Genomic DNA, 26,696 nt, shown 5'->3' on the forward strand with positions numbered 1-26,696 from the left:
CTTGCAAGCTGAATTTCATCCTCTCGATACGTGGAACATTTAGAACTAGTAGATCGCATATACGCCGCAGTAAAGCAAAAAATCTTTGATCAGGAACTACAGCCAGGTCAAAAAATAACACAGGAGAAAATAGCCGCTGAACTGGGAGTGAGCAGAAGTCCGCTGCTAAAGGCACTCCAGCGACTAGAGACAGAGATGCTCGTCGAAAGCATCCCCAGACGAGGCATGTACGTGAAGTCTACCAACATCAATGACCTGATCGATGTATTCGAATGCCGGGCAGTACTAGAGGGACTTTCGGCTCGACTCACAGCAAGAAACATCACCCAACAACAGATCCAAACACTGAAAGATTGTTTTTCAGAATTTATTGGTCAGAAAAAGATAAGCATGGAAGACTATGCATCTGCGGATCGCGCTTTTCATGCCTATATACTGGAGTGGAGTGGCAATCAAACGCTTTCGCACTTGGAGATGCTTAGCAATATCCACTTGAAGGCTTTTCAAGCAGGATTGATTCGTGAACCAAAAGAAACATTAACCGAGCACCTTTCTATTATAGAAGCTTTGGAAAACCGGGATCAAGAACGTGCCGAAAAAGAAATGAGAAAACATATTGAACAGTCCCTTATTGACTTCAAAGGGAAGTTACTCAACTAATAAGTTCAAATAAAAACATTAACAAATGTCTACTATTCTATTGGGCTAGTGAAATATAAAAACCGGTTCAATACTTGATCTTCCTTTTGAATATTTTAAAATGTAAGTCAAACACATTTCATAGGCAGGCTTTTTCGGCCCTTCCTTGGCATGGCAGGTGAAAATTCGATGTTCTGTGAGGAATTGTCTGTTTTTGTTAGTTGGATAACCCCGAAAAAGCTTTGTAAGCTAATTTGGGCTTTATCCTTTTTTTGAAAAGCTAATCACCTATTATTCAGCAACCTAAATATTATCATTCATACCCCTTCAGCTTGGATATGAATTCTTTATTTCCATTCTTCCTTAGGTAATTCTGAGCACAAGAGAGAAAAACATCAAACCACAGAATGTATTTTAATTCCCACAATAGATTTAACGAACGAAGAACCATTTTTAGAATTTGAAATATTATACACTAATTGAGAGGTTAAGTGAAATCAATTTTTAAGATTAACCTCCAATAAGCACGCAAATAAATATAACTTATTCATTTTCAAAGATGGAAGATCGAGCTCCAACCGACGATCTCTTGAGTGATCATACCCCAAAAAATGGGACAGTGAGTTTAGTTCAGAAATGACAACTAAATTTACTGATATGACACGCAAGAAGTACACATCAAAATTCAAGACAAAGGTGGTTTTAGAAGCCATCAAAGAGCAATCAACCGTTGCAGAGCTGGCACAGAAATATGAACTGGCCCCTCAGCAAATCAACCTCTGGAAAAGAGAGTTTTTAGCCAATGCAGAGGGCGTTTTCGAGAAAAAGGGCAAGAGCAAGAAGTCGCAAGCTGACGATGAAAAGGATCAATTGCTCAAGACTATCGGTCAGCTAAAAGTGGAAAATGATTTTTTAAAAGACGCCTTGCGGTAAGACCATTGCCTGAACGGCGATCAATGATAGGCAAGGGTCAATTGAGTATGTCAAAGCAGTGCAAACTGCTGTCCATACACCGTTCAGGGATTTATTATAAGCCCAAAGGGGAGTCAGAATTGAACTTAAAGCTAATACGCATGATTGACGAGCATTAGCTGCACCACCCGTTCAAGGGAGCGGGCAGGATGCATACTTGGCTGACCAAAGACAAAGGGATGCTTGTGAGCAAGAATAGGATCGAGCGCCTCTATTACCGGGTGATGGGTTTACAAGCTGTGATGCCAGGAAAACATACGTCCAGACGTCATAAAGCCCACAAGGTGTATCCTTATCTACTTCGTAACCTGACAGTGGAGCGCCCCAATCAGGTCTGGGCAATGGACATCACCTACATCCCCATAAAGAAAGGGTTCATGTATTTGACAGCCATTATTGACCTCTACAGTAGGTATGTGGTCAATTGGTCAGTATCTAACTCCATGGATGCAGAATGGTGCCAACGGTGTCTAGAAGAGGCCATAGAGACGCATGGAAAGCCTGAGATTATTAATACCGATCAAGGCTCACAGTTTACCTCAGAAGTCTTCGCCAATTTCGTCTTGAGTCAAGACATCAAGTTGAGTATGGACGGAAAAGGAAGAGCTATTGATAATGCCTTTATTGAGCGGTTGTGGAGAAGTGTAAAGTATGAAAAGCTGTACCTCAATCCACCTAAGGACGGTATGGATCTGTACCTACTTGTAGCGGAATACTTCAACTACTACAACATGGAAAGAAGGCATACAAGTATCGAGGATCAGAGACCGATTGATCTCTATCAAACCACCCAAAAACAGGCCGCCTAATGTGCAGATCATTTTTGGGTTTTATTGTTAATGAAAGGAATATTAAACACTATTGTAGAACTTAAAACCGAACAAACCCTGTCCTAACTATTGGGGTATGATCATAAGGATCTATTATTTCTAGTAGCTCCCAATAGGAAATAGTCATATGTTGTTCTAAATGTCCAATACTTGTTAATGAGGCAAAACCCCACTGACCATTAGCCAAATTTCGAGCAGCTGATGTAACCAAATCTTGGTAACTATTAATATTAGAACGATCTAAGGAATTCAATCTCAACCTACACTTTTCAATGAGAATATCTATAATTCTATTATACTCTAAATTGATTAATCGAATTTGCTTCCCTCCAACATCCAATCTTCGTTGAATTTCTTTCTTGGTAATTATCAACTGATCAACAAAATCCAGTAAAGAACGTGGATCTGAACTTTTAATTTTCTTTAGGTACACTTTCCAGTTGTTCTTGTCAGGATAGAACAAATCCTCATAACCATTCTGATACCTACCAAAAACAAATAAGTAAGTATACAAGTTGAGTCGGTTTGTTTTAAACTGGTGTTCGAATCTTTGTCTTTTAATTGAATTGCTAATATTAGCAGAAAGGCCTATCGTTAAATTTACAACGCTGTTAATCATTTTATGTAGTTTTAAAATTTATGAATTCTTCTAAAATAGAGATTCACATTTTAATACATAAAAATTGAATATTGAAAGACTATTTAATTTAAAGTCAATGCAGAAAAACCGTGACCTATTCCGTGACCCAAAAGAAAAAACCCTCGCAAATCATTGATTTACAAGGGTTTATTTTCTAATTCGTACCCAGGGCCGGACTCGAACCGGCACGCCAATGACATTGGTGTTTGAGACCAACGCGTCTACCAATTCCGCCACCTGGGCATATCCATTTGATGATTAATTGTGGTCATCTTTTTTGCGGATTCGGCACCCTCTCTCTCAAAAGGGATGCAAACATATTTAAAGTTTTTTATTATCACAATACGATCTACAAAATCAGTTAATTTATTTTTCGTTCGAAAGATCGAGCCTCTGGTTTCGCAGCAAATAGCAGCTTAGTAGCCGGCCACACCTTCCCAAACAATTCTGATTTCCTATAAGCATTAAGCGCCTCTGCCGATTCCCATTCACTCAGGGTCACGAAGACATTTCTCTCCTCCACATCTGCCAACAACTCTACTCTTTGACAGCCCGGAAATCGTGCAATGTCCGACTGGTAAGTCGTGAATAATGCCACAAAATCTGCTACCCGATCCGTTTGGATCGTCAGTTTTACAATTCTGGTAATCATAATTTAAAGTCTATAAACACCTGGTCATTCACCAATAGGCCCAAGAGCTGCGAACCATTGCCCTGCAGCACACCAATTTGCAATCGACCTGTCGAATCAAAAATCACAAAGCACTCCCCTGGCCCAACATCAAAATAATTGTCATGGATGATACCGATCTTCTCTCTGCGGAAATTCACCTCATAAGGACAATAGTTATTGATCTTCATGATGGCCTCAAAATCCTGTTTCATGATATTGGTGACCAGGTTACCATAATGATCGATGCGTGTGATGTTCCCGGCTATCTGCTGCTTGGTCGCCTTAGAGTGACTCAGCATAAAACGCTTGATGGCCGTGATGGGCTGCCCCACTTCTTCTAGTTGGCTCCCTGCTGCTATCTTAGCTGCAATGGGCCCGAAGACCTGCTTGGCTCCAAAGGTGTTCACTTCTATACTTAGCTCTACCATCTGCGTCGGAGGCTGTTCGGAAAGCAGGGTAAAAATCCCCGAATCCTCACCCACAAAGTAGTGTCCCTCCAGCTCGATGGCAATCGACCTAGGACGCCTCGCGTTACTATCAGACACAGCCACTAGATGAACCGTGCCCGGAGGGAAGTCTCTAAAAACAGAGGACAAGGTATGCGCCGCATGTCCTACATCTCCTACCTCTATCTGATGAGTAATGTCGACTATCGTCAGATCTGGCTGGGTAGAAAGTAGGCTTGCTTTGACTGCTGCCACGTAATGATCCGAAAGCCCGAAATCAGAAATAAAAGTTACGATGGCCATAGAAGCGAAATGGAAAAAAATTGTTTATTTTGTCTAACAAAAATAGAATTTGACCGCAAATTAGGTATTTCATTTGGTAGAAAAAACTATAACCCTTGAGAACATTCCACTCGCCGAATTCCTCGGTATCGAGAATGAAAATATTGACGAATTAGCAGCTGCATTTCCTAAGTCGAAGATCATCTCGAGAGGCAATGAAATCAGAATTCAGGGGGCTACTCCCGAGATCAAAAAGATCAACGAAATCCTGAATGCACTGGTAGATCACTATCACAAATTCGGCAAAATCAGCAAAAACAATATCACTTCTTTCATCAATAGCGAAGAGGATGTTTTTGGTCAGGACGAAAAAGACATATTGGTCTTTGGCACACGAGGAGTCAAAATCGCTCCTAAGTCTCAGAATCAACAAAAGCTGGTACTAAGCTCACGCAAAAACGATTTGGTTTTTGCCATTGGACCTGCCGGTACAGGTAAAACTTACATATCTGTAGCCATGGCTGTCAAGGCGTTGAAGGACAGACAGGTCAAAAAAATCATCATCACCCGCCCAGCGGTGGAAGCGGGTGAAAACCTGGGTTTTCTTCCAGGTGATTTGAAAGAGAAAATCGATCCTTATTTGAGACCCATCTACGATGCGCTCAATGACATGATCCCTTCAGAAAAACTCCGCTACTACATGGAGAATGGCGTGATCGAAATCGCTCCCTTGGCCTACATGAGAGGACGTACGCTCAACAATGCATTTATCCTGCTGGATGAGGCGCAAAACACCACTCCCATGCAGATCAAAATGTTTATGACGCGTATGGGACCTGATTCTAAAGTGATCATCACTGGAGACATGTCTCAGATCGACCTACCGACCAAACAAAAGTCGGGGTTGAAAGAAGCCATTCGAATCCTGAAAGATGTGAAAGGCATTGGTTTTGTTACTTTGGACGGGAAAGATGTCGTTCGTCACGAATTGGTCAAAAACATCATCGAAGCATACGACAAGCACAGCGACAAGGAATAATCCTAAAGATTTACTATCTTCATAGCAGCAGCATTTCAAAATTGGACATGCTATGCTGCCTTGGTCACGCTTCCCATTTCTCAGAATTACCGCTTGCCTCATATTAGGCATTCTGATCAACGCTCATTTTGCGATTGTTCCTACTGGCTGGACCATAGCTCTATTGACTATAGTCTTTCTGACTCTTTTCAGCATCTATCCTTTTATCCGCAACAAGGCGAGTCTAACAATAGGCGCTATAGCGCTTTTATTAATTGTACTCATTGGAGCCATCAGATTTTCAGTCTATAACCAAAATGATACAGTTGCAGCTGAAAAGCATTTCCGAAAGACGGAAAAATACAGCGCAGTGGTAAAGTCTTACCCTCAAAACAAGACCAAATACTACATCTATCAGATCGAAACCATTCACGCTCTACAAGACACTAGCCTCACTGCCATCCATCAGAAAATCCAGCTGTATATCGAAAAAGGTGAGCACACCACTCCCCCACTGCAGTATGGTGATTTGATTGAAGTCACTGGCAAGCCTTTCCGAATCAACGGTCCTAGCAACCCACATGAATTCGACTATGCCCACTACATGTCCTTGCAGAAGATCTACTTCCAGCAGTTTTGCCAATCTCAGGAGATAGAAATCATGAATTCCCAATGTGCTAATCCGCTGTTGACAGCTACCTATCGCATCAGGACATATTTCGAAGCACTGATCGAAAAAGCAGTCCCGAGACAGGAAGAACAGGGAATCGCCCTAGCCTTACTACTCGGCATCAAAGACCGCCTGGATCCTGAGACTAAGGCCTCTTATGCTTCTGTAGGCGCCATGCATGTTCTGGCTGTATCTGGCTTACATGTTGGAGTGATTTATTATCTGCTCGCCCTATTTTTCAAGCCCATTAAAACAGCAGTAGTTAGGGAAGTGGTCTTGCCCATTCTCAGCATAGTCATTCTCTGGCTCTATGCTTTGCTCACTGGTTTTTCTCCCTCGATCCTTCGTGCAGTCACCATGTTTAGCATCATCATTTTGGCAAAAGCACTGAATCGGCAATCCAGCATATACAATTCCATAGCGCTATCGGCTTTTATACTCCTATTCATCAATCCAAATCAGCTCTTTGCAGTGGGTTTCCAGCTGTCTTATCTGGCAGTGATTGGTATCGTTTACATTTTTGACATTATCTACCCACTCTGGAGCCCCAATAGCTGGCTGGGGGATAAAATCTGGACCATTACTTCCGTATCCATCGCGGCACAGATTGCCACAGCCCCGATCAGCATTTATTACTTCCATCAGTTCCCCAGCTACTTCCTGGTATCGAATCTCTTTGTTATCCCTGCAGCTTTTGTCATCATGGGCGAGGGCATCTTCTTGCTCCTTGCAGATAGTATCTACGCCACCCCCTGGCCCGGCTTGTTGCTCAGCTATACCATTCGACTCGTCAACTGGCTGATCGAGTGTGTCCAGATGATCCCGGGCAGTTTGCTGGATTGGTTGTATTTGAGTGAAGCTCAAACCTTATTATTATACCTATCAATAGTATTATTCTTTGCCTTTTTGGAATTCAAAAAGCTGAAGTGGTTCGTAGCTGTTTTCCTATGTCTTATCACCTTTAGCAGTCTGGATATCCGCAATCTTTACCTCCAAAACAAAAAGCATGAATTGGTATTCTATCATACCAGAGACAATCAAGCCATTGACCATATTCAGGGGTTAAAGGCTCAGCTCTATACCCTGGACAGTATACAGGACCGATCCCTCATGGAATACCAACTCCACCCCAATCGACTGGCGTCCCATCTACCTCCCTTGCAAAATCCCATTACAATCAAAAATCAGGACAGCCTATCCAATATGGGTTTACACCCCATGGTAATTCAAAAAAAACGCCTATTGTTCATTAGCGAAGAATCCAAAGATCTTCAATTCAACGATAGACTGAAATGTGACTATCTGGTCATTCAGAATAATGCGGTTAAAAAACTCGAAAGGCTAAGAAGCAAATATGAATATGACTCGATGGTCTTTTCACAGAGCAATTCCTTTTATCAGATTCTAGATTGGGAAAACCAAGCCAAAACACTCCAGCTTCCTTTTGTATCGATGAAAGAAAGTTATTTCACCCTTAAAATCGAATGAGAGTAATCAGGAAATCAAAAATTCTTGAATGTGCTTCTTCAATGCCTCTTTATCTGCACATAGATCCGGATCGGCATAGATTTTCAGCATCAGCTCAAACAAAACACTTTCTTCGTATCCTAGCTTAGCAGCCATTTTTGCACAGTATTTGATCTCTTCATTGTAGAGTTTACCATCGATCTTCATCAATTGAACAATGGAGTAGATCAACTCATATTTTTCGTCATCAGAGAGACTACTTAGGTTATCCAAATCCATCTCTTGCTCATAGCATTCGCGGATTTCTTCATCAGTCATTCCATTGGCCCTACCCACCTCATGAATCATATCGATCTCTTCTTGCACTATGACACCATCGGCTTTCGCCAGTTGTATGAGTATGTTTAGGTGGATGTTTGACATAATGATCTGGTTATATGAGTTAAGACAAATATAACCAAACCATGTAAAAGCTTTATATTAACAACAGAAATGAATTACCTCGCTCACATATACCTTTCCTTCGGCAAGGAAAAAATAGCCATAGGCAACGTCATCGCAGATTTTGTGAAAGGCAAAAAACTTTACGACTATGAGGGCGAAATCCAAAAAGGCATCATTATCCATCGCGAAATCGACCGATTTACAGACCATCACCCCATCGTAAAACAAGGAAAAAGGCGTTTGTCAGAATATCGACATTATTCTGGCGTGATCATGGACATGTACTACGATCATCTATTGGCAAAGAATTGGCACAAGTACTCCAAAGAAAACCTGAAAGACTACACGCAGCGATATTACGAGCTTTTTGAGGCGAATAGGGATATCATACCGGAGAAGGCCTACTACCTGCTCTACCATATGTCCAAAGGCAATTGGCTCTACAATTACCAATATGTGGAAGGATTAAAATCGGCACTAGACGGAATGTCAGTGCGCACGCCCTTCGAATCAGGCATGGATCGCGCCACCAAAAATCTGATAGAGGACTATGCCCTTTTAGAAAAAGAATTTGCCGTGTTTTTCGAGCAAATAACCGATCACATTCATAATTTTACTGCCGAATTGAAAATTGAATGATCGTATCTAAGCCAAAAACAGCTACACTTTTTTCCATTTCCGTTTTTCTATGCATTGCCTTTGGCCTCTTTGCTTGGGGTCTATATCAGCTAATGAGTGAAGAAAGTCAAATGGGGTGGTACATCCTAGTATACACCTCTGGTCCTATTGGGCTGATCGTACTGATCAAAATCCTGACAGGAATCAAAATCGTTTCTATTAAGAAAGAAAAGTTCGAATTTAACATGCCTTTCCGCTTCAAGAAAACCCGATTTGAATCCAGGGACATCGAAAAATGGAGCCATACCACCATCAAAACCTATGGAGGACAATACGAGGAAGTGATCTGGAAACTGAAATCTGGCCAACAGTTAGGTTTGAGCAAACAGGAAAACACCGAATTCGATAAGGTGCTTCGCTACATGAAGAAAAAACTTAAAAAACTACAGGCATGATCAAAGCAGCTCTATTTGTCGGAATGGGTGGTTTTTTAGGCAGTGTGGGCCGCTATTTGATTTCCCATTGGGTACTAAAATACTTTCCTGGCTTCACTCCCTCCGGCACTTTAGCAGTGAATATACTCGGATGCTTCATCCTAGGCTTTCTGATGCACACCACGAGCAAATTAGAAAAAGAATATTTCCTCCTGCTCACTACCGGCTTTTGTGGTGGCTTTACCACTTTCTCAACCTTCGGAGTAGAAAACCTTCGCCTCGTCATGGATCATCAACATGGAACCGCATTGGCATATATGGGTGGCAGCCTGATTTTTGGACTATTGGCAGCAGGCATCGGCTATTACCTAGGCAAAACATTAATCGCATAAACCCAGCAAATATGAATAAGCATTTCAACCACATCCTCGCTAGCTTCATTTTCTTTTCCTTCCTTTTCTTTTCTTGTGAGAACGAAAAAGAAAGCTATTCACCCGTAAGAAGCAGTGAGGATTCTTTGTATGTAGTTCAGAACTACGACAAGGAAGAAGTCTACATCGAGATGCGGGATGGCATCAAATTGTTCACTGCCATCTACACACCCAAGGAAAAAGGCGATTATCCAATTATCCTCTTTCGTACTCCCTATTCCGTGAAACCTTATGGAACTGAGCCAACAGACTATCGAAAAGATCTCGGCCCTAATATGGACTTGGTTAAAGACAAATACATTTTCGTCTATCAGGATGTAAGGGGTAAGTTCATGTCTGAAGGCGAGTTCGTTAACATGACTCCCCATAATGGAATAGTCAATAACCGAAGAGTCAACGAAAGCACGGACACCTTCGATACCATCGAATGGCTAATTACCAACACAGACAACAATGGAAACGTAGGTCAGTGGGGCATTTCCTACCCTGGATTCTACACTGCAGCCGGAATGATCGATTCTCACCCCGCCTTGAAGGCTGTTTCACCGCAAGCCCCTATCGCGGACTGGTTCTTTGACGATTTTCATCACCATGGTGCCTTTTTCCCTTCTCATGCTTTTGGATTTTTTAGCTTTTTTGGTGTTCCAAGGGATAGCCTAACGACTGAATGGGCACCTCGCTTCGATTTTGGAACAGAGGATGGCTATGCTTTCTACAAAGACATAACGCCTCTTTCGAAAGCCAATTCAAAACATCTTTTGGATCAAATTCCTTTTTGGAATGAAATGGCTGCCCACCCTAACTATGATGTATTTTGGCAAGAAAAAAACATCTTACCCCACTTGAACAACATCAACTGCGCAGTGCTGACAGTGGGTGGATGGTACGATGCAGAAGATCTCTATGGCCCGCTTAACATCTACCAGACGGTTGAAGAAAACAACCCTAAGATCAATAATACGATCATCATGGGACCATGGAGTCACGGAGCATGGCGAAGAACGGAAGGAGACTATCTGGGCGATGTGTATTTCGGAGAGAAAACCGCTACCTTTTTCAATAATGAAGTGATTACCCCTTTCTTCAACCACTATCTCAAAGGTGAGGGAGAAGCTGATCTGGCAGAAGCCATCATGTTCGAAACGGGAACCAACCAATGGAGGAAATTCGATCAATGGCCTCCTGTCAACCTGCAATACAGCAAGCTTTATTTCAAGCAGCAAAATGAATTGAGCTATACCCCACCTCAGGCAAATGAGTATGGAGCGGATATTTTCACAAGTGACCCGACCAATCCCGTACCTTTCACCCAATATCCAAACCTGAGGATTCCTAAAGAATATATGGTAGAAGATCAGCGCTTTGTTCAGGATCGTAAGGATGTCATCACCTATATGACCGAAGAACTTAGTGAAGATTTGACACTAGCAGGCCCTATTACTGCTAAACTGGTAGTTAAAACGGATCAAAGCGCCGCAGACTGGGTCGTCAAGATCATTGATGTTTACCCAGACTCCTTAGCGGCATTTCCTCACCAACCAGACAAACCTATGGGTGGCTATCAGCAGATGGTCAGAAGTGAAGCCATCAGAGGAAGATTCAGAAATAGCTACGAAAAACCTGAGCCCTTCGTGGCGAAAGAGGAAGCTGAAATCGAATTAGAACTACAAGACGTCTTGCATACTTTCAAAAAAGGCCACCGACTGATGGTTCAGATACAAAGCAGCTGGTTCCCTTTAATAGACATCAATCCTCAGACCTATGTGGACAATATATTCGAAGCTGAAGAGAAGGATTTTGTTGTAGCTAAGCATTTTATAGGCAGGTCGGGAACCAATCCTTCTTATATCAAGGTTGGGATTCTGAAAGATTAACTCTATTAAAGTGAGATAATCGGAATATGCCGTTATAGTTTTTGTGAATATTTAAATTTTTTAAAGAAATAGTGCAAAAACTAAACACTTACTTGTGTAGATAGAAAAATGAGTTTAATCTTGCCGCATCCACAGAAGAATTAAGAACAAACCATCCTAATATATTACCCATGCGACACTCGTGTTGTGTGGGTTATTTATTTTAGGACTAGAGAAATAAAAAATGATTGGGTTATTTAGTGAGGACTCCAAAGGGAAATCCTGATTTGAATAAAAACAAAAAACCATCCCCAGTTGAAAGAGATGGTTTTGAAGATATTAGGTCAGTCTGATTTTTGGAATTTGTACCATAAAGTAGCAATTTTTTCTTGACTTTCAAATTGTTTCTTCGACGAACTTGAACAAATCTTAGACCAGTGCTATTTACCAATCTATTAATCCTGCGATAGCGCAGCTTAAGTAGAAATACTGAAACTATTGCAGCACTTCCGAATCCATGTTACGGTGTCTGGCCCAGCGTCTTACCAACGGATACAACAAAACAGAAACGATAATTATAGCTGTACCAACATAGAAACCAGAATCCATATGTTCATCTTCTTTGAAGATCAAAAGCGCCATCAAAATCCCATAAACTGGCTCAAGATTGATCGTAAGATTAATAGAGAAGGCAGTCAGTTGTTTCATTAGCTTCACCCCCAATGAGTAGGCAAACACCGTACAAACCAAGCTTAAAAAAGAGATGTAAGCCCAATCCCATTCCTGAATCCCTACATGCATAGAAAGATCGCTTCCATCTAAGACCATGACCACAGGAATAATAAGTGCAGTAATAACAGCCGCCCCCATCATTTCATACATCGAGATGGTATAGTGATTTTTCGTCGCAATCAAACGACCATTAATCACAGTAAAGGTAGAAGCTAAGATGGCAGATAAGATAGCCACACTAAGCCCCAAAAACTGATCAAAGGAAGCATTAAACACTAAGATGATCCCAACTACTGAAAGCATTCCCAAAACAGGCTCGTAAAATTTAATTCTTCTTTTGTTTACTAATGGATCGATGAAACTCGTCCATAAGGAAGTGGTTGCAATACCCGCCAGGCAAATCGATATATTAGACAATCTAGCAGCGAGAAAAAAGGTGATCCAATGCAATCCAATCAGTATGCCTGTCCCTGCAATTTTAGCAATCTCCTTCCTGGGCAATCTATAATCAATCTTCTGAAACCAAATGATGCAAAAGATACCGAATGCCGCAATGGTGGTTCGAAACAGAACTACTCCATACGGAGAAATAGAGATTAATTTCCCTAAAATGGCTGTTGCACCCCAGATCAGCACAATCAAATGTAGCTGAAGATAGGCCTGGAGAGTAGATGGGCTCTTTGTCATTTGGGTACGAATCGATAAAGTATCAGCGTAATGACGGTTCCAATAATATTAGGAATCCATATCGCAAACAAGGGATTCATAGAACCCGCTTCAGCTATGGCCTTGACCAGAATAAACATGATGATGAAAACGAAGGCAATCAAAAAGCCCAAAGCGATCTTAAAGCCTGCACCTCCTCTAGTGGATTTTTCCGCAGATACTGACACCCCCATAAAGGTCAAAATGATGGCCGTAAAGGGAAGCATATAGCGAATGTATTTTTCGATCTCATAAACGCCGACATCATCAGCTCCTCGTTCCCTGAGCAACGCAATGTATTCATTGAGCTCATCCAGATTCATGGTCTCATTAAGCTGGTACTTATTATCAAAGTCTTCCGGAGTGATACTGAGCACCGTATCTATTTCATCTCCCTTCGTAAAAGTTTCGCCAAACTCATGGATGGTTCTTAATTCCCAATCTTTGAACTGCCATCTTTCTAACGAATCATCCCAGGTCATCTTCCTGGCCTCAAGTTTTTGCTTTAGTTCTGTCCCTATGATTTCTTCCAGGGTTACCTTATAGCCAACTTCTGATCGGTTATTGTAGCGCTGAAGATAGAGGTACTGTTCTGGTCCGATCTTAAAATGAATATCCCTTTCATTGAAATAAAAGGGCTTCTTTAAATATTCTACTTCGAATGCGATCCGATATTTATTCGAGTTCGGAATCATCCAGCCGTTGACATAGAATGTGGTCGCCGCTATCAACAATGACCCAACAAAGAAAGGCAGCAACAAGCGTCTAAAACTAATTCCACCAGCTAACATGGCTACAATTTCAGTTTTTGCGGCCATACCAGCCGTCACCAATACTGTAGCGATAAATACCGTGATAGGTGCAATCAGATTGGCTATCCACGGCATAAAACTGAGATAATAGTAGAAGATCAAGTCCGTTGGCACATCGTTCTTGATAAACTTCTCATTCTTCTCTGTAAAGTCAATCACCATGATCACAATGACCAAAAGGGCCACCACAAACACGAAGGTCGAAATGAATTTTTTGAAGATGTATTTATCGAGAAGCTTAATTTTCACTGGCACTAAAGTCTTGATGAAATTTTTGGCAATATAGTATTTTTCCAGACCGCAAAATCTCCTGCCTGTATGTGTTTTCGGGCCTCTTTGACCAGCCACAAATAAAAAGCCAAATTATGAATACTGGCGATCTGAGATGCTAAAAACTCATTGCTATGAATCAGATGTCTTACATAGGCCTTGCTGTAAGCAGTATCTACATAGCCCCCCAGATTAGGATCCAAAGGAGAAAAGTCTTTTTCCCATTTTTTATTCTTGATGTTGATGATCCCCTCGGAGGTATAGATCAGACCATGTCTGGCGTTTCGGGTAGGCATCACACAATCGAACATATCTACACCAAGCGCTATACATTCCAAAATATTTTCCGGCGTCCCTACTCCCATCAAATACCTCGGCTTATCCTGTGGCAGGATACTGCAAACCAAATCTGTAGACTCATACATCATCTCAGCAGGCTCCCCTACAGACAAGCCACCGATAGCGTTCCCTTCTCTTCCAAATGAAGCAATGGTCTCTGCAGATTTCTCTCTTAGGTCATGGTAAGTACTTCCTTGAACAATAGGAAAAAGCGTTTGACTGTAGCCATATTTAGGCTCTGTCGAATCAAATCGATCACAGCAACGCTTGAGCCAGCGATGCGTCATTTCCATCGACTCTCTGGCGTACTTCCTATCACATGGATAAGGCGTACATTCATCAAAGGCCATGATGATATCAGCGCCTATGGTTCGCTGTATATCCATTACACCTTCAGGCGTGAAATTGTGCTTTGAGCCATCGATATGAGACTGAAACTTCACGCCCTCTTCTGTTATCTTTCTTCTATGCTTGAGAGAATACACCTGATAGCCTCCACTATCTGTCAGCATCGGTCTGTCAAAGCCATTGAACTTGTGTAAGCCTCCGGCCGCTTCAATCACATCCAGTCCTGGTCTCAAATACAAGTGATAGGTATTACCTAAAATGATTTCTGCCTTGACATCTTCTTTCAGTTCTCGCTGATGCACAGCCTTTACCGTACCGGCGGTTCCTACTGGCATGAAGATCGGGGTTTCGATCTCCCCATGATCAGTAACAATTTTTCCGGCTCTTGCCTTTGATTTTGGATCAGTTGTTTCTAGTTTGAATTCCATAGAGGCGCAAAAATATGTGGATTTCTCATATTAAGTTCACCTCCTGCTGCATATTTGCAACTCTTGAGTATGGATCAGCTATGACGGAAATTTTCTTATACATTTTACTTTCTTCTACAGGCATCCTGACCATTTATTGGTTGGTAGCCTGGATCAAAATCGGAACTTATCGCTCTTCAAAGAAATCTTCAAATCAGGAAGGTGTATCAGTTATCGTATGTGCACACAACGAACTAGAGAATCTCAAAAGTCTGATTCCATTACTCGAAAAACAGCAGCACCCTAACTTTGAAATCATCATAGTAGATGATAGATCCGATGATGACACTTATGATTACATGCTCGAAAGGCAATCTGAGAAAATCAAAAATGTAAGAGTCAATCAAGTACATGACCATATCAATGCCAAGAAATACGCCATCACCCTAGGAATCAAGGCAGCTAAAAATGACATCCTGCTACTGACCGATGCGGATTGCACACCTGCTTCTGATCAATGGATCAAAGAAATGACCGATGGCTTTACTGCTGATACGGATTTTGTCATTGGAGCCTCCACCTATGAAAGTAGCAAAGGGTTTCTGGGGCAATTCATTCGCTACGAAACACTTCTTACTGCACAGAATTACCTTGGTTGGGCCATGGCGGGCAATCCATACATGGCGGTTGGAAGAAACTTGGCTTATCGCAAAGCTAAATTCCTGGAAAACAAAGGCTTCAACAAATTCCAACATGTAACTGGTGGAGATGACGACCTATTGGTTAATCAACTGGCGCGAAAGAAAAACACCAAAGTGGTGATTGGAGAGACAAGTTTGACCCGTTCTGAACCAAAAAATTCCTGGTCAGCTTATTATCGTCAAAAACTTAGACATTTGAGCGTCAGTAAGTATTACAGACTGAAAGACAAGATTCTTTTGGGACTTCAAAGCCTCAGCAACCTCGTGTTTTGGTTGTCTTTGATTATTTTAGCCACACAGACCCAACAATATGAAATTCCGGCAGGTGTACTTCTGTTTAGATGGGTATTCTTATCTAATCTGAATTATTTCACATCCAAAAAGATTGGAGATCGTATGAATAGTTGGCTAGTACCGGTTCTTGATTTATTTTACGTATTGTTCGTTACGATCACAGGGACTATCGCGATATTCACTAAGAAGGTTAAATGGAAGTAAAAAAGCAATTTTCCGAAAAAGCACTAAAAGATTTTAAATTAATAGATCACGCGATCAATGAAGGCGATGAGCAAGCATTCGCCGAATTGATGGAGAGATACAAACGTCCTGTGTATCATATGATTCTGAAAATGATCAGAAACACGGATGATGCAGAGGATTTGACTATTGAAGCCTTTGCCAAGGCTTTCAAAAACCTCCATAAATTCAAAAAAGACTACACTTTCAGTACATGGCTGTTCAGAATTGCTACCAACAATACCATCGACTTTATCAGAAAGAAAAAACTGAAGACCTTCAGTTTAGACACTTCTTTTACCGATGATGGGGGTGAGTCTGTAACCATCGATGTAGAAGACAACAACCTAAATCCCCAAGATGAAACAATCAAGGGACAAAAAATTGAGTTGGTACAAATGTTTGTGACTAAGCTACCTCCCAAATATCAGAGGCTTGTACGCTTGAGATATTTCGACGAGCTATCTTACGACGAAATAGCCAAGACACTAGACGCACCTTTAGGCACAGTAAAAGCACAGCTGCATAGAGCCAGAGAATTGATGTATGATCTGGTAAAAGACAAAAAGCAGCACATCTAAATCATGTCAGAACTTATTCTAAAGTACTTCCCTGATCTCAATGATGAGCAAAAGGGAAAGTTTGCCCAGTTGGAGCCACTGTACAAAGACTGGAATAGCAAAATCAACGTAGTGTCCCGAAAGGATATCGATGAGCTTTACTTGAGACATGTATTGCATTCATTAGGCATTGCCAAAGTGCTATCCTTCCTTCCTGGATCATCAGTTTTAGATATTGGGACTGGCGGTGGCTTTCCAGGAATCCCATTGGCCATTCTTTTCCCAGAGACTCAATTCGTATTGGTAGATAGCATCGGCAAGAAAATAAAGGTTGTGAATGAAGTAGCAACGGCTCTGGGTCTATCCAATGTCAAAGGGATTCATGGCAGAGCTGAACAAGTAGATGAACAATTCGACTTCATCGTAAGTCGTGCGGTGACGCGAATGAAGCCTTTCTATCAATGGACCAAAGGCAAGTTCAAAAAGGAATCGATTCACGAAAAGAAAAATGGTATTCTCTACCTAAAAGGAGGTGACCTTAAGGAAGAAATGGCCGAATCCAAGCTACGCTTTAAAACTTTTGAACTAACTGAATTCTTCGAAGAGGAGTTTTTTGAAACTAAGAAAGTGATCTATGTAGAAAAACAATAGGTCTACTTAGAATCAACCCTTACATAATGCAACTGAACCAACCCCGAATCGAAACTCTTAGAGTCGATTAAGGCTAAATCCTGATAGGGTACCCCTCCTTTAAAAAGGCGTTTCCCCTCTCCTAAAACCAATGGAATGATCGAAATAATAAATTCGTCTATCAGGCGCTTTTCCATCATTACCTTGATAAGGTCAGCCCCTCCATCACACACTATATTCTTACCTTCTTCTTTCTTTAGTTCTTCCACAAGGTGCTCTATGTCATCATTATAGAAGATCACATTCTTTTCTGGGAGCAATTCCTGACGAGTGATCACATAACACTCCATTTTCTCAGCCTGTGGAAGTGCACCTGCTATATCAAGTATCTTCTCGTAGGTCTTTCTTCCGACTATATAAGTGTCTACCGTATCCATCAATTCCGCATAACCATAGTCCTCCCCTGCGCGCTCTACGGTTTCTAACCAAGTCAGGTCATCGTCATCAGTAGCTAGATATCCATCTAGGCTCATACTGACATAAAGAATCAATTTTCTATCGCTCATAAACCGAATTTAACATTCTCCCTTGAAGACTCAGAATAGTAGAGAGAAAAATATTAATGAATGGCAATCTTAAACCTGGAAATGGTCACATAACATAAAATTCCTGAACTGGCTCAGGGTCTGGTAAATCTTCTCGATCCAGCAATTGCTTCAAATTAATTTCAATCGTCTTGGCAATAGATGTCATCGAAGTATCTGTGGGGCGGTTTTCAAATGGATCTTGAAGATAAGCCGCTGTTTTCTCTAACATGAAAAATGGCAAGGAAATAGAGACCAACATTGGGATCTCCCATAGTCTATCGATCTCTGCCAAAGCAATAGCCAGCAACACGATAAAAACGTAGATAAATACATGAAGAAAGAGTCTGTAGGAGGTAGGGAACACAGTATTCTTTATCCTTTCAGCCTTTCCCATACTGGAAACCAAATTAACCAATGTCTGATCAATCTGGATCTGCTGATATTCATTCACCTTACCCGACTCAAGCATTTGCTTCAAATCACGGCTGTGCTCATTCATCAATGCCAAGGGAACGTTCTTGTGTTTAGAGACACGAGTCAGTTCTTCCGAACTCACAAACCCTTCTATTCCTTTGACAGCCGACTGTTCTCTAAGCGACTGTCCTAAACTGTGTGCGAACGCAGCTTGCCTCATGGCTATTCGTTCTGTCTGCTCACATTTACCCTCTTTGTGAAAATTAAGTGCCTGCAGAACAAGTGAACGGGAATCATTGACAATTGCACCCCATACTTTCCTGGCCTCCCACCAACGATCGTAACTCTGACCTAGTTTAAAGGCCAACAATAACGATATAGCTGTACCCATAAAAGTCGGAATCCCCAGAGGTATGATGGGAAAATCCACCTTCCTCACAAAGAAGAAAACGAACATGGATACCATGAACACTATGGCAGCATCCAAATAGACAAATCTTAGAAGGTATTTAAGTGGTATGCGATATTTGACAAGCATAGGTAGTTGGGTGTGTTAGTAAAGATTATAAGATAAACTGACTCAAATCCCTATTCTCCACCATTCCACTCAACTTCTCCTGAACCATTTCTCTATCAATAAGAATATTCGCATTGGGCCCGATGACATCCGGAATATCAAACAATATATCATTCAACAATCGACTCATCACAGTATGTAGTCGTCTTGCACCAATGTTTTCAATCTCGGCATTGATCTCAAAAGCAATAGATGCTATCTCTTCCACAGCCTCAGGACTAAAGGAAATTTGCACATCTTCTGCCCCTATCAAGGCGGCATATTGTTTGGTCAACGCATTTTTTGGCTCATTCAGAATGCGAATAAAATCCGCTTGAGTCAAATTCTCTAATTCTACACGTATCGGGAAACGCCCCTGAAGTTCCGGGATCAAATCTGATGGTTTGGCAAAATGAAAAGCCCCAGCAGCTATGAATAGAATGTGGTCCGTATTGATCACCCCATATTTTGTATTCACAGCAGACCCTTCTACGATCGGAAGCAAATCTCTTTGTACCCCTTCCCTACTGACATCAGGACCTCCCTTTTTTGAAGCTCCGACGGCTATTTTATCTACTTCATCTATGAAGATAATACCTGTATTTTCAGCTTTGGCGATGGCCTCATCTTTGACCTCATCCATGTCGATCAGTCGGGAAGATTCTTCCTCCATCAGCAGCTTCCTGGCATCTTCGATAGTCACCTTTCTCTTTTTGGTCTTTTTCGGCATCATATTTCCGATCATCTCCTGGATATTCATCATAGATGATTCATCCATTTGACCACCACCGATCATTCCTACCCCTGGAGTGCTATTTTGCTTGACACTGATGTCAATTTTCCTATCCTCGAGCTCTCGGTTTCTAATCTTCTCTCTGAATCGCTCTCTGGTTTTCTCATTGAGTTCTTCGTCATCTACAATAGTGGAATTACTATCCACCACAGTGGCAGATGGAGTTGCTTTTCTCACAGGCGGAATCAAGGCATCCAGGATGATACCTTCTACTATTTCTTCGGCCTTTTCTTTTACAGCCTCTTTCTTGGCTTGCTTTACCAATGATACCGATTGCTCAACCAGATCACGAACCATGCTTTCTACATCACGCCCGACATATCCTACTTCAGTGAACTTTGATGCCTCTACTTTCACAAATGGGGCGTCAGCGATCTTAGCCAAACGACGAGCAATTTCCGTTTTACCCACACCTGTAGCTCCAATCATTAGAATGTTATTAGGCACAATCTCTCCCTGTATATCAGTTTTCACATTCATCCTTCTCCATCTGTTTCTCAAGGCGATGGCAACATTTCTTTTGGCGTCTTTTTGGCCGATGATGTACTTATCTAATTCTGAAACTATCTCTTTGGGAGTCAAATATTGATCCTTTGATAACATCCTATTCTTATTTACTTTAATTAAAACCTAACTAAATGAGCGAAACTTATTCTCCAACTATCCATACGAGAGAAGGAGAATAAGTTTCCGTTGCATCAACAAAATTAATTTTGTGAGAATTCAAATTTGAGGGCATTCTGCACTTTTTGAGGCAAAAGTGCAATTTCCAACACCTCGTCTACTGTATCTACAAAGTGGAATGAAACGCCCTTCAAATAACGATCATCGATCTCGTCGATATCCTTCTTGTTTCGATTACAAAGAATGATCTCTTTAATCCCGGCACGTTTGGCCGCAAGAATTTTCTCTTTGATTCCACCCACTGGCAACACCTTTCCTCGCAAGGTGATCTCACCTGTCATCGCCAGTTTGTTCTTCACTTTTCTCTGAGTAAAAATAGAAGCCAATGAAGTCAACATGGTAATACCCGCAGAAGGACCATCTTTCGGCACAGCACCAGCAGGAACGTGCACATGCAGATCATAATTCTCAAAGGTCTTGTGATCGATCTCCAGCTGCTCAGCATTTGATTTGAGGTAAGACAATGCCGTCATGGCAGATTCTTTCATCACGTCTCCTAGCTGTCCAGAAAGCGTCAATTTACCCTTTCCTTTACTCAAGCTAGACTCTATGAATAAAATTTCTCCACCCACTGCAGTCCAGGCCAAACCAGTAACTACACCGGCCAATTTATTGTTTTGATACAGTTCCTTATCAAAAACTTCAGCACCCAGAATTCTTCGTACTTCTTCCTCGTCCAACTTCTGGTTATACTCCTCCTCCATCGCAATCGACTTAGCAGCATCTCTAACCAAGCTACCAATCTTTCGCTCCAGGTTTCTAACTCCTGATTCGCGCGTGTAATCGTCGATCACTTTAAACAAAGCCTTCTTGTCAATAGAAAGATCAGCAGCCTTAAGACCATGTTCTTTCAATTGTTTCGGTACCAAATGCTTCTTCGCTATTTCTATCTTCTCTTCAATGGTATAACCATTGATCTCAATGATCTCCATCCTATCTCTCAATGCAGGCTGGATCGTATCCAGAGAATTGGCCGTTGCGATGAAAAGCACATTGGATAGGTCATATTCTACTTCCAGGAAATTGTCCTTAAAGGCATTATTTTGCTCAGGATCTAACACCTCCAGCAACGCGGAAGAAGGGTCCCCTCTAAAGTCAGAAGAAAGCTTATCAATTTCGTCCAAAACAAACACGGGATTCGAGTACTTTGCCTTGTTGATATTCTGAATCACCTTACCCGGCATAGCACCGATGTAAGTTTTTCTATGACCCCTGATCTCGGCTTCATCATGAACTCCCCCAAGAGACATTCTCACATATTCTCTATTCAGCGCCTTAGCAATAGATTTCCCAAGAGAAGTCTTCCCCACACCAGGAGGGCCAAATAAGCAGAGGATTGGTCCTTTCAAATCATTTTTCAACTTACGGACAGCCAAATACTCTATGATTCTGTCTTTGACTTTCTCCATACCGAAATGATCCTGATCGAGTATCTTTTTCGCCCTTTTCAGGTCAAAGTTATCCTCTGACATTTCATTCCATGGCAGCTCTACCAGCAATTCAGCATAGTTCATTGCCACAGGGTATTCTGCGGCCATAGGATTCATTCGCAATATTTTATCCATTTCCTTCTGAAAATGGTCAGCTACCTCTTTAGGCCAATCCTTTTTCGATCCTTTAGCTCTCAGGTCTTCTAACTCCTGCTCAGGACTCCCCTGTCCCAACTCGTCTTGCAAGACTTTCATCTGCTGGCGTAGGTAATAGTCACGCTGCTGTTGATCGATATCTACATTTACCTTATTCTGGATCTCATGCTTTAGCTCTAACACCTGAATATCCTTCAACATGTATTTCAGGAGCTCTTCAGCTCTCTGAGTCCCGTCATGGATCTCAAGTAGTTTCTGCTTATCCTTTACCGCAGAGTTGATATTGGAACATAAGAAATGCGTCAGAAAACTAAAACTGTCGATACTTTCTAGTGCCACCTGAGCCTCCTTAGGAATTTCAGGATTCAACTTTAATATCTTCTTGGCAGCATCCTTCAAAGAATGGATGATGGCCGTCATGTGGCTATCTTCGGCTCCATCGAACTTCTCCTCCAGCACCTTCACTTTAGCCGTCAGGTATGGATTCTCCTGCACGATCTGATCAATGCTGATTCGCTTTTTGCCTTGTATGATGATAGTCGTATTGCCATCAGGGAGAACCAACATTTTCAGAATCTTCGCAACAGTTCCTGTTTTGTAGATTTCCTTTTCTTTTGGATCCTCCGCATTAGGGTTCTTCTGAGCAGTAACGCCTATTATTTTATTGGATCTATAGGCTTTTTTCACGAGCCTGATGGATTTTTGTCTTCCCACAGTAATTGGTATCACTACTCCTGGGAAAAGGACCGCATTTTTAAGCGGGAGTATGGGTAAATCCTCTGGTAAATCCTCCTGACTCACTTCTGAATCATCGCCTGTCAGATCCAATGGGATCATATCAGACTCATCCTCAGAAAGATCTGAAAGTAAACTCGTAGAAAACATATTATCTTGTGCCATAAATTACTTCACTTGCCTGTCACTCTGGCATGAAACCTATATTTCTTGCCTTATTTTAAAGATACACATAAGTTGCAATCGGTATGCCAAAGTAATTATATTTAATCAGGTAATTGATTCGTTAAGAAGATTGACTGCATTACTTTTGAATTCCAGCTATTAATATATTGAAGAATATAAGAATATTTATAATCAAAAACGGGTGTATAGTTTCCTGACTATCGTAAATAAATCATCATCACTTCTTGCTTTCACTCTTCTCTTTTTGTTGAGTTTGACCCATGGGCTTCAAGCTCAATCAAACAAAAAAAAGAAGGAAAACGAGGCTATTATCGCCGTAGACACTCTTAGTTCGGAATGGGAATTCAATATTTACAATTTCCCCAACGTCAATCGAATCAGGGAATACTACAACAAAACCGAACTTCAAAATATCCAAAAACTGGAAGCCAAACGAGACTGGGTCAACCTCTATCCGGCGCTTCAAGAATATGTTAAAAAATTCGGGATAAGAAATTTTTATGTTGACACTTACTGGATCTGGCGACTGGCCAAATTGACAGAGATTTATGGGACAGAAGAGCAGGCAACCTCGCTTTATAAATTGGTACTGCGACATCACCATCAAGGTATAGACATTCGCGAACTGGAGCTCTACTACGACTCGCTCAACACACAAGAAACCGAAAACTTTGTACCGCTCGACTACTATTACAAACTGGTCGAACACAGAAAAGCCATCGATACAATTAGACCTCCTCGTGGAGTTCTTCTGAATATGGGGAGAAAAATCAATTCACGACATGCAGACTATGCTCCTACCATTGCACTTGGTAATGAAGTATTGCTATTCACCTCCAAAAGAAATGAAAGACGAGTGGGACTTGATTTCAAAAAGAATGAGGACTTATTTATCAGCCAAAAAGTAGATGGCTATTGGGAGTTGAGCAAGGAAATGGAGGAAATCAACACCCACTACAATGAAGGTTCAGCCTGTCTTAGCAAGGATGGCAAAACGCTTTATTTCTCAAGATGCGAATCTCCTATGGGTTTGGGTGATTGCGACCTCTTCGTCGCTACCATGGATCAGGACAGTAGTTGGTCCAATATCAGAAATCTGGGTGTAAATGTGAACAGTATCAGCTGGGACTCTCATCCTTCCCTTTCTCATACCGAGGACACCCTGTTTTTTGCATCGGATAGGATTGGTGGATTTGGTCTTTCGGACATTTATTTCACATTTAAGGACGACAATGGAAACTGGACTGCTGCCCAAAACCTTGGGCCGGTCATCAATACCCGAAAAAATGAAGTCAGCCCATTCTATCATCCGGAGTATGAGGTTTTGTTCTTTAGTTCGAATGGTCAGCTTTACAAATTCGGAGAATTCGATATCTACAAATCCTACCACAAAGACGGTCTCTGGAGCGAACCCATCAATATTGGACCCTTGGTTAATGGACGAGGGAGTGAGTTTTACTTTACGATAGATTCTCAGTCCAAAGACCTGTACTATTCACGATCTGCTACCCATGATCTTAACAAGTTAGACCTTTATTCCTTCCCTCTCCCCATGGAAGCCCAACCTGAAGCATTGACCGAGGTAAGTGGCTCCCTGACAGATGCTCATACCGGAAAACCTTTTACAGGAATCGTATCGGTAATTGATCTGGACGAAGGTGTAGAAGTATCTCCAAGATACCTGAAACCCGATGGCTCATTTGAATTCGAATTGATTAATAATCGAAACTACCTTTTGGTGATTCAGGGCGATGAATTCTTTAGAATAGAAGAAATGTTCTATCTGGATGGTCCTGCTAGATTCGATGAAGTAACAGACCACATAGCCAGTCGTGTGAAATTCGAATCCATCGAGTTTGATCCTGGTTTAGCCGATCTCAAAAGTGAAATGTATGGAGACCTGAATAAGATTGTAAACTTCATGTATGACAATCCAGACTTTTTTCTCCGAATCTCAGGGCATACAGATAAATACGGAACCGAGGATTTCAACATGAAGCTGTCTGTTGACAGAGCCAACACCATTCGAGACTATATTGTAGTCTTTGGAGGGGTGGCCGGAGATCGTGTTGAGGCACAGGGCTTTGGTAGTGACAAACCCATAGTAGAGGAAAAAACGCAAGCAGATCAAAAATTGAATCGAAGAGTAGAATTTGAAATCTATCGACCAGCCAAACCAATAGAAGAAAAATCAGTGGATGAACTTACAGATGAGGATTTTGACTAAATCTTTGGAATAGTAAAATTAAATTCACTACCCTTTCCCTGTTCACTTTTAACCCAAATTTCACCCCCATTGAGCTTAACAAATTCCTGACAAAGGATCAGGCCTAATCCAGTACCTTTTTCTTGTTTGGTACCCGGGTTAGACATCATACTTGCTTCATCAAAAATACGACTGGCTGTCTCTTCCTCCATCCCAACACCATTATCCTTGACCGTCAACAAGAAATGATCTGATTCCTCTATGGCAGAAATCGTTATTTCCCCCATTTCCCTGGTAAACTTGATAGCATTATTGTAGAGGTTGGCAATCGTACTACTAAATGCACGTTTATCAACAAAAACCTTTAACCCCTCCTTGATCTTTATCTTAGTTGTAATAATCTTGGAATCAGCACTCGGTCGATAGGCTTTGATGCTTTCTTCCACAACATCTCGCACATCCAGGGTTTCCTTATCTATGGCTAGCATATTTTGCTGAGACAATGCCCAAGCCAAAAGTTTATCTAGTAGTTCGTAAACATCCTCGGAGGCAGTAGCCAAATGACCTAAAATCTCTTGTCTTTGATCATCCGACAATTTGAGCGCTTTTGAATTAAGTATCTTTACTAGCTCAATAATATTACCAGCAGGTCCTTTGAGGTCATGAGCAACGATAGAAAAGAACTTGTTCTTAATTTCAATTTCCTTTTTCAAAGCCATCTCCGCGAGTACCGAATCAGTGATATTTCTACCAAAACAGGCCACTCCTACAATCTCTCCCTCTATTTCGATAGGATTGAATGACGTTTCAGTGTATAAAAACTCCCCACCAAAATCAAAATCATCTTTTACTGTAAACCTTTCCCCTTTTAATGCCCTATCATATCTCTTTTTCCAATTGTCTCTTTCCTCTTTGGGTCGTACAGAAAAAGATTCCAGAATATCGACACCAGGATAAAGCCTAGCACCAAATAAATGTTCAAAGCTATTCGTCATCACAGAATTAGCGATTAACAATTTGTAATTCCTATCTACTGACCATATCGAGCTACTTGTATTCTCTATCTGTGCGGTGAGGTAGGCCTGGTTTTGAAGGACTTGCAATTCCGCATTGCGTTGCTCGGTGATATCATGTGAAGTACATGCAGCTCCGATCACTTCACCCTCTTCTATTATTGGAACAATTGTGACCTGTACATGTGTAGGTACGCCTTCAATTTGGAATGTGTCCACAAATACCTGTACCTCGCCTTCAAAGGCCAATTGATATCTATGCAACCATTGAGAATAAAGCGGCTCGGGAACGTTTTTTAACAGATGCATACCCGGCTTTAAGGCTTCACCGAAAGCAATTTTGTAATCTAAACTCATTCGCTCGTTGACCACCGTGCACTTCAAATCCCGGTCATAGGACCATAGCCTATCATTGGATAGGTTGATTTGATTGATAAGATGTTTCAACTCATGCTGCTCTGCCACTTAGTCAAACTAGCACATAAAAAGCTTATTTCAA

The 26,696-nt window shown here is 41.5% G+C and carries 25 protein-coding genes and 1 tRNA gene; 13 read left to right on the top strand and 13 right to left on the bottom strand.

All coding sequences use genetic code 11. The features are described 5' to 3' along the window. Positions 1 to 30: 30 nt before the first annotated feature. The 3 genes from N7U62_RS08545 to N7U62_RS08555 all read left to right on the top strand — a co-directional run bounded on the left by N7U62_RS08545 (position 31) and on the right by N7U62_RS08555 (position 2,420). Complete coding sequence (locus tag N7U62_RS08545) at positions 31 to 660, top strand: GntR family transcriptional regulator (protein WP_264137531.1); 630 nt, start codon at positions 31 to 33, stop codon at positions 658 to 660. A gap of 636 nt (positions 661 to 1,296) precedes the next feature. Continuing rightward, a complete protein-coding gene (locus tag N7U62_RS08550) occupies positions 1,297 to 1,572 on the top strand; it encodes a transposase (protein ID WP_264137532.1) in 276 nt (91 codons plus the stop codon). 158 nt (positions 1,573 to 1,730) lie between these two features. Beyond that, positions 1,731 to 2,420, top strand: a complete 690-nt coding sequence (locus N7U62_RS08555) for an IS3 family transposase (RefSeq protein ID WP_264140423.1) — start codon at positions 1,731 to 1,733, stop codon at positions 2,418 to 2,420. 61 nt (positions 2,421 to 2,481) lie between these two features. Here the strand turns inward: N7U62_RS08555 and N7U62_RS08560 are convergent, their stop codons facing one another. The 4 genes from N7U62_RS08560 to N7U62_RS08575 all read right to left on the bottom strand — a co-directional run bounded on the left by N7U62_RS08560 (position 2,482) and on the right by N7U62_RS08575 (position 4,503). Beyond that, positions 2,482 to 3,060 (bottom strand): hypothetical protein, encoded by a 579-nt coding sequence (locus N7U62_RS08560; protein ID WP_264137533.1) that lies wholly within the window; start codon positions 3,058 to 3,060, stop codon positions 2,482 to 2,484. A 183-nt stretch (positions 3,061 to 3,243) separates the two neighbouring features. Further along, positions 3,244 to 3,324: transfer RNA gene (locus N7U62_RS08565), tRNA-Leu, on the bottom strand. A 118-nt stretch (positions 3,325 to 3,442) separates the two neighbouring features. Then, entirely contained in the window at positions 3,443 to 3,733 is a 291-nt protein-coding gene (locus N7U62_RS08570; protein ID WP_264137534.1) for a putative quinol monooxygenase, read from the bottom strand. Beyond that, positions 3,730 to 4,503: an SAM hydrolase/SAM-dependent halogenase family protein gene (locus tag N7U62_RS08575; RefSeq protein WP_264137535.1), complete on the bottom strand. Its 774-nt coding sequence runs from the start codon at positions 4,501 to 4,503 to the stop codon at positions 3,730 to 3,732. The genes N7U62_RS08570 and N7U62_RS08575 overlap by 4 nt, the downstream gene beginning before the upstream one ends. 73 nt (positions 4,504 to 4,576) lie before the next feature. Between N7U62_RS08575 and N7U62_RS08580 the strand changes: the two genes are divergently transcribed. Together N7U62_RS08580 and N7U62_RS08585 are read left to right on the top strand one after the other, a co-directional pair. Then, positions 4,577 to 5,521 carry a PhoH family protein gene (locus N7U62_RS08580; protein WP_264137536.1) on the top strand — a complete coding sequence of 315 codons (945 nt, stop codon included), beginning with the start codon at positions 4,577 to 4,579 and terminating at the stop codon, positions 5,519 to 5,521. 52 nt (positions 5,522 to 5,573) lie between these two features. After that, positions 5,574 to 7,658: a ComEC/Rec2 family competence protein gene (locus tag N7U62_RS08585; RefSeq protein ID WP_264137538.1), complete on the top strand. Its 2,085-nt coding sequence runs from the start codon at positions 5,574 to 5,576 to the stop codon at positions 7,656 to 7,658. A gap of 6 nt (positions 7,659 to 7,664) precedes the next feature. On the opposite strand, the gene N7U62_RS08590 is transcribed toward N7U62_RS08585, so the two are convergent. Next, the gene (locus N7U62_RS08590) at positions 7,665 to 8,060 is read right to left on the bottom strand and encodes a tellurite resistance TerB family protein (protein WP_264137540.1); all 396 of its coding nucleotides are present in this window, start codon (positions 8,058 to 8,060) and stop codon (positions 7,665 to 7,667) included. A gap of 69 nt (positions 8,061 to 8,129) precedes the next feature. On the opposite strand from N7U62_RS08590, the gene N7U62_RS08595 reads away from it, so the two are divergent. The 4 genes from N7U62_RS08595 to N7U62_RS08610 all read left to right on the top strand — a co-directional run bounded on the left by N7U62_RS08595 (position 8,130) and on the right by N7U62_RS08610 (position 11,438). After that, complete coding sequence (locus N7U62_RS08595) at positions 8,130 to 8,720, top strand: acyl carrier protein phosphodiesterase (RefSeq protein WP_264137542.1); 591 nt, start codon at positions 8,130 to 8,132, stop codon at positions 8,718 to 8,720. Positions 8,721 to 8,812: 92 nt separating this feature from the next. Further along, positions 8,813 to 9,154 carry a hypothetical protein gene (locus tag N7U62_RS08600; RefSeq protein WP_264137544.1) on the top strand — a complete coding sequence of 114 codons (342 nt, stop codon included), beginning with the start codon at positions 8,813 to 8,815 and terminating at the stop codon, positions 9,152 to 9,154. Beyond that, a complete protein-coding gene (crcB, locus tag N7U62_RS08605) occupies positions 9,151 to 9,525 on the top strand; it encodes a fluoride efflux transporter CrcB (RefSeq protein WP_264137545.1) in 375 nt (124 codons plus the stop codon). Before N7U62_RS08600 ends, crcB begins: the two co-directional genes overlap by 4 nt. Before the next feature lie 11 nt (positions 9,526 to 9,536). Further along, positions 9,537 to 11,438: a CocE/NonD family hydrolase gene (locus tag N7U62_RS08610; protein ID WP_264137546.1), complete on the top strand. Its 1,902-nt coding sequence runs from the start codon at positions 9,537 to 9,539 to the stop codon at positions 11,436 to 11,438. 474 nt (positions 11,439 to 11,912) lie between these two features. Here N7U62_RS08610 and N7U62_RS08615 read toward each other — a convergent pair whose 3' ends face one another. The 3 genes from N7U62_RS08615 to tgt are packed head-to-tail and all read right to left on the bottom strand — an operon-like array spanning position 11,913 to position 15,051. Next, positions 11,913 to 12,836, bottom strand: a complete 924-nt coding sequence (locus N7U62_RS08615; RefSeq protein WP_264137547.1) for a DMT family transporter — start codon at positions 12,834 to 12,836, stop codon at positions 11,913 to 11,915. Beyond that, entirely contained in the window at positions 12,833 to 13,915 is a 1,083-nt protein-coding gene (locus N7U62_RS08620; RefSeq protein WP_318840665.1) for an LptF/LptG family permease, read from the bottom strand. The genes N7U62_RS08615 and N7U62_RS08620 overlap by 4 nt, the downstream gene beginning before the upstream one ends. A gap of 5 nt (positions 13,916 to 13,920) precedes the next feature. Then, entirely contained in the window at positions 13,921 to 15,051 is a 1,131-nt protein-coding gene (gene tgt, locus N7U62_RS08625; protein ID WP_264137549.1) for a tRNA guanosine(34) transglycosylase Tgt, read from the bottom strand. Between the two features lie 80 nt (positions 15,052 to 15,131). On the opposite strand from tgt, the gene N7U62_RS08630 reads away from it, so the two are divergent. From N7U62_RS08630 to rsmG, 3 genes are read left to right on the top strand one after another with little or no spacing between them, the layout of a single operon-like run. Further along, positions 15,132 to 16,229 carry a glycosyltransferase gene (locus tag N7U62_RS08630; protein WP_264137550.1) on the top strand — a complete coding sequence of 366 codons (1,098 nt, stop codon included), beginning with the start codon at positions 15,132 to 15,134 and terminating at the stop codon, positions 16,227 to 16,229. Further along, entirely contained in the window at positions 16,220 to 16,828 is a 609-nt protein-coding gene (locus tag N7U62_RS08635; RefSeq protein ID WP_264137551.1) for an RNA polymerase sigma factor, read from the top strand. Before N7U62_RS08630 ends, N7U62_RS08635 begins: the two co-directional genes overlap by 10 nt. A 3-nt stretch (positions 16,829 to 16,831) precedes the next feature. Further along, complete coding sequence (gene rsmG, locus N7U62_RS08640) at positions 16,832 to 17,458, top strand: 16S rRNA (guanine(527)-N(7))-methyltransferase RsmG (RefSeq protein ID WP_264137552.1); 627 nt, start codon at positions 16,832 to 16,834, stop codon at positions 17,456 to 17,458. Between the two features lie 2 nt (positions 17,459 to 17,460). Here the strand turns inward: rsmG and N7U62_RS08645 are convergent, their stop codons facing one another. From N7U62_RS08645 to lon, 4 genes are all read right to left on the bottom strand, one after another. Next, positions 17,461 to 18,003 carry a dihydrofolate reductase family protein gene (locus tag N7U62_RS08645; RefSeq protein WP_264137554.1) on the bottom strand — a complete coding sequence of 181 codons (543 nt, stop codon included), beginning with the start codon at positions 18,001 to 18,003 and terminating at the stop codon, positions 17,461 to 17,463. Positions 18,004 to 18,088: 85 nt separating this feature from the next. Further along, on the bottom strand, positions 18,089 to 18,976 hold the full coding sequence (locus tag N7U62_RS08650; protein WP_264137556.1) for a bestrophin family protein: 888 nt from the start codon (positions 18,974 to 18,976) through the stop codon (positions 18,089 to 18,091). Between the two features lie 25 nt (positions 18,977 to 19,001). Then, the gene (gene hslU, locus N7U62_RS08655) at positions 19,002 to 20,390 is read right to left on the bottom strand and encodes an ATP-dependent protease ATPase subunit HslU (protein ID WP_264137558.1); all 1,389 of its coding nucleotides are present in this window, start codon (positions 20,388 to 20,390) and stop codon (positions 19,002 to 19,004) included. Positions 20,391 to 20,494: 104 nt separating this feature from the next. Beyond that, complete coding sequence (lon, locus tag N7U62_RS08660; protein ID WP_264137560.1) at positions 20,495 to 22,957, bottom strand: endopeptidase La; 2,463 nt, start codon at positions 22,955 to 22,957, stop codon at positions 20,495 to 20,497. 265 nt (positions 22,958 to 23,222) lie between these two features. Here lon and N7U62_RS08665 point away from each other — a divergent pair, with 265 nt between their 5' ends. Continuing rightward, positions 23,223 to 25,205, top strand: a complete 1,983-nt coding sequence (locus N7U62_RS08665) for an OmpA family protein (protein WP_264137561.1) — start codon at positions 23,223 to 23,225, stop codon at positions 25,203 to 25,205. Here the strand turns inward: N7U62_RS08665 and N7U62_RS08670 are convergent. After that, positions 25,202 to 26,662, bottom strand: coding sequence for a sensor histidine kinase (locus N7U62_RS08670; protein WP_264137562.1), 1,461 nt, complete (start codon positions 26,660 to 26,662; stop codon positions 25,202 to 25,204). The genes N7U62_RS08665 and N7U62_RS08670 overlap by 4 nt on opposite strands. Between the last annotated feature and the right edge of the window lie 34 nt (positions 26,663 to 26,696).

The organism is Reichenbachiella ulvae, from assembly GCF_025833875.1.
In the GTDB taxonomy this organism is placed as follows: domain Bacteria; phylum Bacteroidota; class Bacteroidia; order Cytophagales; family Cyclobacteriaceae; genus Reichenbachiella; species Reichenbachiella ulvae.

Excerpts from the sequence above, each read along its gene's own strand:
- N7U62_RS08550 (WP_264137532.1), top strand. The coding sequence starts at position 1,297 with ATGACACGCAAGAAGTACACATCAAAATTCAAGACAAAGGTGGTTTTA.
- N7U62_RS08560 (WP_264137533.1), bottom strand. The coding sequence starts at position 3,060 with ATGATTAACAGCGTTGTAAATTTAACGATAGGCCTTTCTGCTAATATT.
- N7U62_RS08570 (WP_264137534.1), bottom strand. The coding sequence starts at position 3,733 with ATGATTACCAGAATTGTAAAACTGACGATCCAAACGGATCGGGTAGCA.
- N7U62_RS08575 (WP_264137535.1), bottom strand. The coding sequence starts at position 4,503 with ATGGCCATCGTAACTTTTATTTCTGATTTCGGGCTTTCGGATCATTAC.
- N7U62_RS08585 (WP_264137538.1), top strand. The coding sequence starts at position 5,574 with ATGCTGCCTTGGTCACGCTTCCCATTTCTCAGAATTACCGCTTGCCTC.
- N7U62_RS08590 (WP_264137540.1), bottom strand. The coding sequence starts at position 8,060 with ATGTCAAACATCCACCTAAACATACTCATACAACTGGCGAAAGCCGAT.
- N7U62_RS08595 (WP_264137542.1), top strand. The coding sequence starts at position 8,130 with ATGAATTACCTCGCTCACATATACCTTTCCTTCGGCAAGGAAAAAATA.
- N7U62_RS08600 (WP_264137544.1), top strand. The coding sequence starts at position 8,813 with ATGAGTGAAGAAAGTCAAATGGGGTGGTACATCCTAGTATACACCTCT.
- crcB (WP_264137545.1), top strand. The coding sequence starts at position 9,151 with ATGATCAAAGCAGCTCTATTTGTCGGAATGGGTGGTTTTTTAGGCAGT.
- N7U62_RS08610 (WP_264137546.1), top strand. The coding sequence starts at position 9,537 with ATGAATAAGCATTTCAACCACATCCTCGCTAGCTTCATTTTCTTTTCC.
- N7U62_RS08615 (WP_264137547.1), bottom strand. The coding sequence starts at position 12,836 with ATGACAAAGAGCCCATCTACTCTCCAGGCCTATCTTCAGCTACATTTG.
- tgt (WP_264137549.1), bottom strand. The coding sequence starts at position 15,051 with ATGGAATTCAAACTAGAAACAACTGATCCAAAATCAAAGGCAAGAGCC.
- N7U62_RS08630 (WP_264137550.1), top strand. The coding sequence starts at position 15,132 with ATGACGGAAATTTTCTTATACATTTTACTTTCTTCTACAGGCATCCTG.
- N7U62_RS08635 (WP_264137551.1), top strand. The coding sequence starts at position 16,220 with ATGGAAGTAAAAAAGCAATTTTCCGAAAAAGCACTAAAAGATTTTAAA.
- rsmG (WP_264137552.1), top strand. The coding sequence starts at position 16,832 with ATGTCAGAACTTATTCTAAAGTACTTCCCTGATCTCAATGATGAGCAA.
- N7U62_RS08645 (WP_264137554.1), bottom strand. The coding sequence starts at position 18,003 with ATGAGCGATAGAAAATTGATTCTTTATGTCAGTATGAGCCTAGATGGA.
- N7U62_RS08650 (WP_264137556.1), bottom strand. The coding sequence starts at position 18,976 with ATGCTTGTCAAATATCGCATACCACTTAAATACCTTCTAAGATTTGTC.
- hslU (WP_264137558.1), bottom strand. The coding sequence starts at position 20,390 with ATGTTATCAAAGGATCAATATTTGACTCCCAAAGAGATAGTTTCAGAA.
- lon (WP_264137560.1), bottom strand. The coding sequence starts at position 22,957 with ATGGCACAAGATAATATGTTTTCTACGAGTTTACTTTCAGATCTTTCT.